Source organism: Moorena sp., assembly GCF_982860115.1.
This window is the reverse complement of record NZ_CEYLVT010000260.1, coordinates 1-9,637: the sequence shown is the minus strand read 5'-3', so window position 1 is coordinate 9,637 and position 9,637 is coordinate 1. Positions and strand designations below refer to the sequence as shown.

Below are 9,637 nucleotides of genomic sequence, written 5' to 3'. Positions count from 1 at the left end.
AATAGGCAATAGGCAATAGGCAATAGGCAATAGGCAATAGGCAATAGGCAATAGTTAATCAACAACTATATAGTAATTTTTGGTAATCTCAAAAACTGTAATCCTTGTCTTGATGCAGTCGCTATGATAATTTTTTGGTGTGAGCATAAATCAGTATTGATTTTGATGATATAGTTAAAAATGGCATCTAGATGATTCAGGTTTAATAGTCAGAAGGTAATTAATAATAAATTAGGATTAGATCATATTTTTAGTTACTTTGTATTTATCAATCAAGAAGTTAACTGTAAAATTTTGATAAAAAATGCCCTAAGTTAGTCAGTATATCAGTTATTAGTAACTGGGGTATTTTTAGGCTTGTTTGGTAATCGATAAAACGATAAACAGCAAGCGCAAATAGTCTATTTTAAGAGTAAAGCAGGGTATCTTTATCTGCCCTAGTTAACGTTTATTTCTTTCATGATGGCATCGGTTTTTGAAAATTTCCAACCCCTAGCTGCGATCGCTACCACTCCTACTGGGGCTCAAATCCTGCAACCCCTCTGTCAAACTACTGGTGCAACCCTTTGGGTACCGAATTCTCTGAGCACCCTAGAACAGGTTGCTGTATACAACGGTTCCCTCAAAGACCACATTGCCTCCCTCTGGCCAAACCACCGTGCCTTGGTGTTTTGTTTGGCAGCCGGAGCAGCGGTGCGCTTAATTGCTCCTTTGTTAACGGATAAATCCAGTGATCCAGCGGTGGTGGTAGTTGATCAAGGGGGAGGTTTTGTAATTAGTTTGTGTAGTGGTCATCAAGGGGGGGCAGATCAACTGACACGGTTAATTGCTTCCCAACTTGACTCAACGCCTATTTTAACGGGAGCAGCAGCGGATTTAGGTCTACCTGGAGTTGATGTCTTAGGTATTCCCTTTGGCTGGTATCGAGGAGAAGGGGATTGGACTAGAGTAAGTGCTGTGGTTGCCCGTGGGGAAATAGTACAGGTAATTCAAGAGGCTGGTTCCACTCTTTGGCAAGCTCATCTTAGAGATGGACATCGTTTCTATTTCGGATTTCCAGAGGATAGCGCTACAACTGAATCCGAGTCTATCTCACCCAAAGCCAGGATTTGGATTAGTCCCACCCACCAGCAATTTTCCCCAGAATCGGATTTACCAAACGTCCAGTGGTATCCACGGGTACTGTGGGTGGGAATTGGCTGTGAGCGAGGGACATCGAAGCAGTTGATTGAAATGGCGATTCGGCAGACCTGTGAGGGTTATGGTTTATCAGAAAATGCGATCGCAGGAATTGCGACTATTGACCTGAAAGCCGATGAAGTCGGTATAGTGCAATTGTGCGAAGAGCGCCATTGGCCCTTACGCACTTTCCCAGCTGAGGTACTCCGTTCCGTAACTGTACCCAACCCATCGGACGTGGTGGCGGCAGAAGTTGGTACTCCCAGCGTTGCCGAAGCAGCAGCTCTGTATAGCGCTAAAGAGTTGAAGGTTGGAGGTTTTAACCTACAAGCGACTAACCTACAAGCTACTAACTTACAACCTTTATTAGTTCCCAAACAAATAGTCAAATCAGCGAATCAAGTAGGAGCAGTAACTGTAGCGATCGCTCAATCCCCAGTAGAATACACTGGACGTATTGGGAAACTGTTGCTAGTGGGTATCGGTCCGGGAAATCTTGACCAAATAACCCCAGCCGCTAAAACGGCTATATCCAGCGCTGATGCTGTGATTGGTTACTCCCTCTATATCAATTTAATTACAAGCTTGCGACGTCCAGGACAAATTATCGAAGCATTACCGATTACCCAAGAAACCCAACGAGCAAAACGTGCCATTGAACTAGCTGAGTGGGGATTAACGGTAGCAGTGGTTTCTTCTGGTGACTGCGGTATCTATGGTATGGCGGGGTTAGTCCTAGAAGAATTGCGCTCTAGGGGCTGGGATGGTAAGACACCCCAGGTGCAAGTATTTCCTGGTATTACAGCCTTACAAGCTGCTGCCTCTCGTGTGGGAGCACCCCTGATGCATGATTTTTGTGCCATTAGTTTGAGTGACCTATTGACCCCTTGGCCAGTAATCGAAAAGCGTCTAGAAGCCTCAGCCGCAGCAGATTTTGTGACTGCGTTGTACAATCCGCGATCGCGTAATCGGACTGAACAGATTGCGATCGCACAACGGATTTTTCTCAAGCATCGTAAACCTGATACCCCTGTAGCCATTGTGGTTTCCGCCTATCGAGAGGATGAAAAAATCACTCTCACAACCCTTGACAAAATGCTAGAAATACCCATTGATATGTTGACTATGGTGCTGATTGGTAATCAAAGCACTGATGTTCATCAGGATTGGATGATTACACCAAGGGGATATCGGGTTTGAGGTTATTTGTCAGAATGCAGAATTTAGAATTTAGAATTTAGGGCGTTGCTTAATAATGGAATGATTTTCAGAGTTTTCTGGAAAGCGCACCTGTGGAACGGGCATCTTGCCTGTTTCATTTTCGGGCGTGCAGGATGCCCACCCTACTTCTATTCAATCAGAGAAACAACGAAACAACTCAAACACCTGACGACAGAAATGTTTTAGCTTTTCCCCCACTTCAGCTGATGGCTGACAATTACCGATAATTTGCCAACGCTCCACTGTGGAAAGTCGCCAAGCTTCTCCTTGATGGTTAAAGGCGGTCGCTTCCAAACCAATCAGCCGATGAGATTGATCTAACTGGTCTTTATGAAACCGAATCTGTAACAAAATACTTCGACTTTGGAAGCGTCTACTCCAGCCAGGGAAGTGAAAGCCAATGTCAATGGAGTTAGGATCCACGAGTTCTCGGGTTTCCGGGTCATTGGTCCAAGGCTTGAGGTCAGCCTTGGCATCAGGGAATTCAGACTTAAACAAATTGACAACAGCCGCAATTTTGGTGGTGACTTCTAAGCCGATTGCTTGTTCAGCTGCGTTCACGCCTCATCTCCTACTGCTAGTAACGTAATTTGTATCTTTTTATTACAACCTCAAACAAATGTACCCAATTATTTATAAAAATTTAGACTTTCGTAGTATAAGTTAAACATTTAATCAATACCAGAACCAGGTCTTCTGACATGGCAGCATTTGCGTTCGCGTAGCGTGACCAAAGGTCAATCGCGTAGCGTGGCCGAAAGGCCAATCAGATACCCACGTCCCCTACTTGCGTGCCCTTGTTGATAAATCATCCTCCTAAGTTGCCTAAGTTCCCACTCAGCGGTAAGCTCGTATAGCAATCCAATCTCAAAAGTGAACAATCACAGTTCTTACTCAAAACTCAGGACTCAGGACTGACGAACTATTTTCAACGGAAGTATTGTTCACCAATCGATGAAGATTGCCACACAACAAGCAACAGCGTAAAGGCAAAACAACCGTGTCAATCAGTGAACAATCTATAGAAGTCGGGTCTTGGGAATGGTTCTATCGGGAAGCTAAAGCAGTTGGCGATAGTAGAGGAGTGCCAGTAATACTGCTTCATGGCTTACCATCCCAGAGTTTTTGCTGGTGTGAGATCATGCCAGATTTAGCTAAAGTGGGGTACGATGCGATCGCACCAGATTGGCTCGGTTCTGGATTATCCGCAAAACCGGATCGGCTTGACTTTCCCTACACACCAGATGCTTTTATTGAAGCCTTAGGTGATTTCCTTAAACACCTGGAAATCGAAAGGTTTTCCTTAGTTGTCCAAGGCTTTCTCGCCTCCGTGGGACTTCAATATGCCTTGCGTCACTCAGACCAGATTGAGCGTCTAGTGATTCTAAATACACCTGTCTCCTCGGCTGCCAAGTTACCCAGCAAGATGCAGCAATGGGGATGGCCATTCATCGGAGATATGTTAACCCAAGACCCCTTGTTAGTTGACCGAACTCTGGAAGGGGGGTCGCGCTATCGCATTGAAGACAACTATTTAGATCTCTATCGCAAGCCCTTTCTGAAAAGTTCCGATCCTGGACGTTCTCTGGTAGCGACCATCAAGAATATCCAGATGAACCAGTCTATGGCAGAAATTGAATCAGGTTTCCGCAACTGGGAGAAGCCAACCTTAATTTTTTGGGGACTCAAAGACCCTTGGCTTCCGGTTGAGCAAGCTGAGCAATTTGCTAATCAGCTTAAGAATAAGGAATTAGTGAAGCTGGAGGAAGCTGGACATTACCCTCAGGAGCATTGGTCGAAGGAAATTAGTGAAATCCTGGTGCCGTTTCTACGACGCAAAGCTTGAATTGTTTAGTATCGGTGGCAATTAAAGGATGTTGCGATCAGCAGCAAAATGTGTCGTGTAGCTGCATTCAGAACATTTATGTTCTCTAACCCTCAAATCTTTCTTTACTGTGATCTGACACTCAGGACAAGTCTGGCTGGTTCCACGTGGGTCTACTCGTGCTCCTGTAACACCCACGTTTGAAAGCCCATGGCTCTTCCGGATCTGTGGTTTAAAACGTATCAAAAGGCACAAAATCGAAAATAAACGTGGCTGGAACTGGCAGAATTACCTGATATAAGCTTGCCTTATCAACGCAAAGCCGGAAGAGCCGTTTATAACTACCGATGTTTACTTTCTCTTTTTCAAAACACCACTGCAACCTGTAGCACCCAAAGCTAACAAACTAAAAAGAGCAGTTGGTTCAGGTGTAGATACTGGTGTAGATGCTGGGGTATCTGGACGTAAAGTGTATGCAATGTCTCCTGCACCAACTCCTTGAGGAATATTGTATGCAAAGAAAGCTTCACTAGGGTCAAAGAAACCCTCTATAAAAAAGAATTGATCATCTGACCAACTCAACCCTAAGAAATCACCATTGAAAAATACAACTTCAGGATCAGATAAACCATCAGTTTCAGTGTAGTTAACACCATCAAAGTCAAAACTGATATTGGAGACTGATAAAAATTCTTCATCTATTCCCGTTAATCCTGAATCATCAAACTCAAAAAATCCAGAGTAGGTTTCACCAGCTAAAACACCTGAATCTATACTAACTTCCAAATCATAAATCATGGAAGCTGCATTAACAGGATTAGCATGAATGACAGTGAAGCCAAGAACTGCACTTGTGGCAACGAAAGATAACTTTTTTAAAATGTTAGTCATGTTTTTTTGTGAAAGGGATCAAGTTTTTGTAGGTTGTGTAGATTTAAAACCTGTTAAACACCCTGTAGCTTCTAAACTATGGCAAAATAATTACTTGCTTTTCTATTACTATAAAAAGATTGACTAGCAATAGCAATAGTGACAACACTCATGCCTAAAATAAAATTTAAGATGGAGGAATCGAGTAAAATTACTTATTTCATTTAAAAAACCCCATTTATTAATAACTAGTTAATAAATGAGTATAAGCGGTAAACAAAAAAGAACATTTTGCTTTAAAAAAAACCTAAAATAATCATGATTTTATACAATGCAAGTTTACACAAAAAAGCAGATAATAAAAACTATAATAAAAACTGCCGAATATTAATTTAGAGTTAGAGTATCTTCCTGAATATAGTCCTAATTATAAAGTTGACATGCTCCCAGCAGCGTCTACCTGAGCAGATCGTGATTTGATTAGTATTTCACCAAGCAAGATCTTGCTGAAAGTAGTGCTTGGATGGGTAAGCTTTGACACAATCAGTGGTCAAGCTGCCATATTGAGTATTAAACTTTGCGTTTGATGTGACCAATATTAGGTTATAGTACTTGACGAACCTTAATTCGTTTTCCCGATCGGTTGGCTAGCGAACAAACAATGATGATGAGAAGTTATCGGTCTATTCTGACTGTGATTCTGGCAATGGTGATGACCTTTTTGGTCAGCTGTGGTAGCCCAAGTGCCACCAAGGCTCCTACCTACACCCCTGAAAAAATTGCCCAAATCCAGACAAGTGCTACTAGAGTGCTTGAGCTTCGCGAGAAAATGCCAGTTCTCGAAGCCAACATTCAAGACGAAAACTGGGTAGATATTAGTTCATTTATCCATGGTCCGTTAGGAGATCTAGGGCGCAGCAGTAACTATCTGAGTGGTCAACTCCTTCCCAAAGACCAGAAAGCAGCCAAGGAAGCGGCTGAAGTATTGTTGAAATCTTTGGTGAAAATTGACGAAGCTTCTGTAGAGCGCAACTCCCAGCTGGCACTCAAAAACTACGAAGCAGCTTTGAAAAACTTTGATGACTTTTTGGAATTAATTCCCACTAGTTAAAAAGTTAATGAAGTATGAATGATGAAGTTTAAGCTGTGAAGTATGACTTGTGAAGTGTAACCTGTGAAATGGGGTTATTGGTGGCTCACTGATAGTAAATGGCTCGTGCTTTAGACCTTGAAGGCTTATATCCTAGGGCTACAAAAACCAAATTCGCTCTTTGGGGAATAAAGATAAAATCAATGTTTCCTAGGCTAGTTACGCAGCTTTAGTTTATGTAGCCTAACTAGGCACGAGTATCAGGAATCTTAACTCAGTACCATGCCAATTCAGATTGACTAAATGCGTTATCCATAACCATAATTAATACTTCATAATTAATACTTCATAATTAATACTTCATAATCGATAAAATTGTGAGTAAAGTCGCTATTATTGGATGCGGTATCGTTGGAGCAGCGATCGCATATGAACTTAGTCGGGTAAATGGGCTAAGTATCACTGTCCTCGACCAGCATATGCCAGCACAAGGCTCTACTGGTGCTGCTTTAGGGGTACTGATGGGTGCCATTAGTAAGAAAGTCAAGGGTAGGGCGTGGGAGCTGCGCCAAGCCAGTATCCAGCGCTATCAGACCCTGATTCCTGAATTAGAGGCACTCACGGGATACCAGATTCCAGTCAATCGCAACGGTATCTTAAAGCTGTGTTTGCCTGGAGAGGACTTGGCGTCTTGGGAAAAACTAGTACAAACTCGCCTCACCCAAGGTTGGCCATTAGAAATTTGGGATGTTCCCCAAGTCAAGCATCGTTGTCCTCAGCTAAGTCAAGATAAATTTATTGCTGGAATCTATTCTCCCCAAGACCTACAAATTGATCCAACTATCCTAACCCAAGTATTAGTGGCTGGTGCTGAGGCCAATGGGGTTAGGTTTAATTTTGGAATCACAATTAAAGCATTTGAATCTATAGGTTCCGAGCTCAACAATTCTCTCAATTGCTCCCAAATCTATACGGATGCTGGAACCCTAGAGATAGATTGGCTAGTAGTGGCTGCTGGGTTAGGTTCATCTGGGCTGATTAAGATGCTCCAACCACTAAACCAGGAAGTTAGTCAAGATCTGCCTGTGAGTCTCAAACCAGTACTGGGACAAGCCTTAAAATTGCGGCTGCCTCAGCCCATGGGATATGAAGATTTTCAGCCGGTGATTACTCGTGATGATGTTCATATTTTGCCAGTAGGTAAGCAAGACTACTGGGTGGGCGCAACGGTTGAGTTTCCCGATGATGCAGGTAATGTGGAAGCACAACCACGGTTACTGGAGGTGGTCAGACAGAATGCGATCGCATATTGCCCTGCTCTAGCCACAGCAGAGATTATCCACACATGGTACGGGTTACGCCCTCGTCCAGAAGGACGACCTGCCCCTGTCATTGATCAACTGCCTGGTTACAATAATGTTTGGCTAGCAACAGGTCATTATCGCAATGGTGTACTCCTCGCTCCGGCTACGGCACAACTAATTCTGAAAGAAGTTATTGAGTCAGGAAAATAGGTAGTTGTTTTTCTTGAGAGTTAATCAAGACATTTCACAGTTAACCGTCAATCGTCAAAAAACACCGATCAATTAAAATATATAGGTTAAATGTTCACGAACTGATCTTTGTAGGAGGCGCGGCGCAACCTCTCACGTTTAACCCCAATGGGGTGTCAGGGGAGTATCCAGCCGTGAATTTTTGATGAAATCTCGATGGTTAATCACGAGTTTGCTGATGGTGCTGATGAGCTGTAGCCCGTCGCCTACTCCATCATCTAATACAAAACCGGTTTCCCAACCGATGCCAACCCCGCCTAAGTTAGAGGACACATCTAAATCTGGCAGTTCAAAGCCCACAGCCAAACTGTCCCCTCCGGCATCAGTTGCCTTTACTATCTCTGGTAAAGGAATTGGACCAGCTAAGTTGGGAATGACCTTGGGACAGCTGAAACAATCCCTAGGGGATAAAGCAAAATTTGAGGTGAAGTCACCGTTTATTGTTGGTTTCGATGCGATCGCAGTTGTCCAATCAGGACAACCCCAATACTATATTCTTTACCCGATGGGAACACCTATGGGGAATTCAAGCGTAATGGAAGCGTTATTCACCACAAATCCTAACTATCGCACCAGCAAAGGTGTTGGCCCTGGCACACCCATCAAACTAGCTGAGGAAGCCTACGGTGACGCTACCTTGTCCTTTAACTATGCCAGTGAGTCGAGGGAATACGTCAATTTTGACAACCTATCAGAAGATATAGCCTTCCGCATCGGAGTAAACGTCAATGATACTAATAATCAGTTTTCTGGCATTTATGCCTCACCGTTGAAAGAATATAACCAAACCCAGAACTATCGCGACTCAGCGACAATTAAATCCCTAGAAGTCTATTGCAGAGATAAATGTCCTTCCCCCTAGACAATCATTTACGTGAGCTTATCAGTTAAATGAATGAAAGCTCATTTAATCAACAAGCGTTTGAAATTGCTCTAGAAGCAGTAAGGGAACAGTTGCCCCTCAACTCCCCAGGCATGGGGCAATTCCCACCAATTCCCCTACAGGTCTTTGACACTCTCCCATCCACCAACCAAACCCTTTGGGAATTGCTCAACCAAGGAGCAACAGTTCCCACCATGGTTATTGCTGGGCAACAGACAGCAGGGCGGGGACAGTGGGGACGACAATGGCAATCTCAAAAAGGTGGACTCTATTTATCCTTAGCTTTAGCTCCCAAGTTACAGGCATTGGACAGCGCCCAGCTAACCATGTGTAGTGCTTGGGGAATTGCTACAGCTTTGAGAACTTATGCCATACCAGTGTCTGTGAAGTGGCCCAATGACCTACTGCTTAAGGGACGCAAACTCGGAGGTATTCTAACACAAACTCGTGTCCAACAGGGTCAAATTACCAAAGCCGTCGTGGGTGTCGGAATTAACTGGAGCAATGACGTCCCGGAATCTGGCATCAATTTGCGCTCATTTTGGCAACCCGAGCCCTCTCCCACTGTGACGTCTATAGAAATGCTGGCTGCCATTGTTTTACAAGGACTACTGTCCGGATATCAACTTTGGTCAGAGGAAGGAATGAATAGTTTGCTACCACGATATCTAGCGCTATTCAATTATCAAGGAAGCCAGGTCATGGTAGAAGGAAATCCAGGCATCATAACAGGGGTAACCCCTAGGGGCGAACTACGAGTGCATCTACACCATACTCCGACCCCAAAAGAAATTTTGCTCAAGCCCGGTACAATCAGTCTTGGCTATCGTAGTTGTTGAGAACTCTTACGGTTAAGGGTAAATGTTAAAGGTTAACCATCAAGAAACAGCGATCAAGGTTAATTAGCTAATCAACAAAACAGCAATTATGGCGTTGCTTAATAATGGAATGATTTTAAGATTAGGTGCGCGCCTCCAAGGGCGCGAGCAATCCCTCGCGCCCTTGGGTCGCACCTG

The 9,637-nt window shown here is 43.7% G+C and carries 9 protein-coding genes; 6 read left to right on the top strand and 3 right to left on the bottom strand.

Features of this window, described 5'->3' with window-relative positions; genetic code table 11:
• Window positions 1–462: 462 nt before the first annotated feature.
• Window positions 463–2,379, top strand: a complete 1,917-nt coding sequence (gene cobJ / locus AC4II3_RS28340; RefSeq protein WP_488011461.1) for a precorrin-3B C(17)-methyltransferase — start codon at window positions 463–465, stop codon at window positions 2,377–2,379.
• A gap of 153 nt (window positions 2,380–2,532) precedes the next feature.
• On the opposite strand, the gene AC4II3_RS28335 is transcribed toward cobJ, so the two are convergent.
• Window positions 2,533–2,961: a Tery_1686 family protein gene (locus tag AC4II3_RS28335; protein ID WP_488011459.1), complete on the bottom strand. Its 429-nt coding sequence runs from the start codon at window positions 2,959–2,961 to the stop codon at window positions 2,533–2,535.
• A gap of 439 nt (window positions 2,962–3,400) precedes the next feature.
• Here AC4II3_RS28335 and AC4II3_RS28330 point away from each other — a divergent pair, with 439 nt between their 5' ends.
• A complete protein-coding gene (locus tag AC4II3_RS28330; protein WP_488011457.1) occupies window positions 3,401–4,246 on the top strand; it encodes an alpha/beta fold hydrolase in 846 nt (281 codons plus the stop codon).
• 21 nt (window positions 4,247–4,267) lie between these two features.
• Here the strand turns inward: AC4II3_RS28330 and AC4II3_RS28325 are convergent, their stop codons facing one another.
• Together AC4II3_RS28325 and AC4II3_RS28320 are read right to left on the bottom strand one after the other, a co-directional pair.
• Window positions 4,268–4,423 carry a zinc ribbon domain-containing protein gene (locus AC4II3_RS28325; protein ID WP_488011455.1) on the bottom strand — a complete coding sequence of 52 codons (156 nt, stop codon included), beginning with the start codon at window positions 4,421–4,423 and terminating at the stop codon, window positions 4,268–4,270.
• A gap of 153 nt (window positions 4,424–4,576) precedes the next feature.
• Complete coding sequence (locus AC4II3_RS28320; protein ID WP_488011453.1) at window positions 4,577–5,116, bottom strand: PEP-CTERM sorting domain-containing protein; 540 nt, start codon at window positions 5,114–5,116, stop codon at window positions 4,577–4,579.
• Between the two features lie 640 nt (window positions 5,117–5,756).
• Here AC4II3_RS28320 and psbQ point away from each other — a divergent pair.
• From psbQ to AC4II3_RS28300, 4 genes are all read left to right on the top strand, one after another.
• Window positions 5,757–6,206 carry a photosystem II protein PsbQ gene (gene psbQ, locus AC4II3_RS28315; protein ID WP_488011451.1) on the top strand — a complete coding sequence of 150 codons (450 nt, stop codon included), beginning with the start codon at window positions 5,757–5,759 and terminating at the stop codon, window positions 6,204–6,206.
• A 356-nt stretch (window positions 6,207–6,562) separates the two neighbouring features.
• On the top strand, window positions 6,563–7,699 hold the full coding sequence (locus tag AC4II3_RS28310; RefSeq protein ID WP_488011449.1) for an NAD(P)/FAD-dependent oxidoreductase: 1,137 nt from the start codon (window positions 6,563–6,565) through the stop codon (window positions 7,697–7,699).
• Window positions 7,700–7,883: 184 nt separating this feature from the next.
• Window positions 7,884–8,600, top strand: a complete 717-nt coding sequence (locus AC4II3_RS28305) for a hypothetical protein (RefSeq protein ID WP_488011447.1) — start codon at window positions 7,884–7,886, stop codon at window positions 8,598–8,600.
• Between the two features lie 29 nt (window positions 8,601–8,629).
• Window positions 8,630–9,460 (top strand): biotin--[acetyl-CoA-carboxylase] ligase, encoded by an 831-nt coding sequence (locus AC4II3_RS28300; RefSeq protein ID WP_488011445.1) that lies wholly within the window; start codon window positions 8,630–8,632, stop codon window positions 9,458–9,460.
• The last annotated feature ends 177 nt before the right edge of the window (window positions 9,461–9,637 follow it).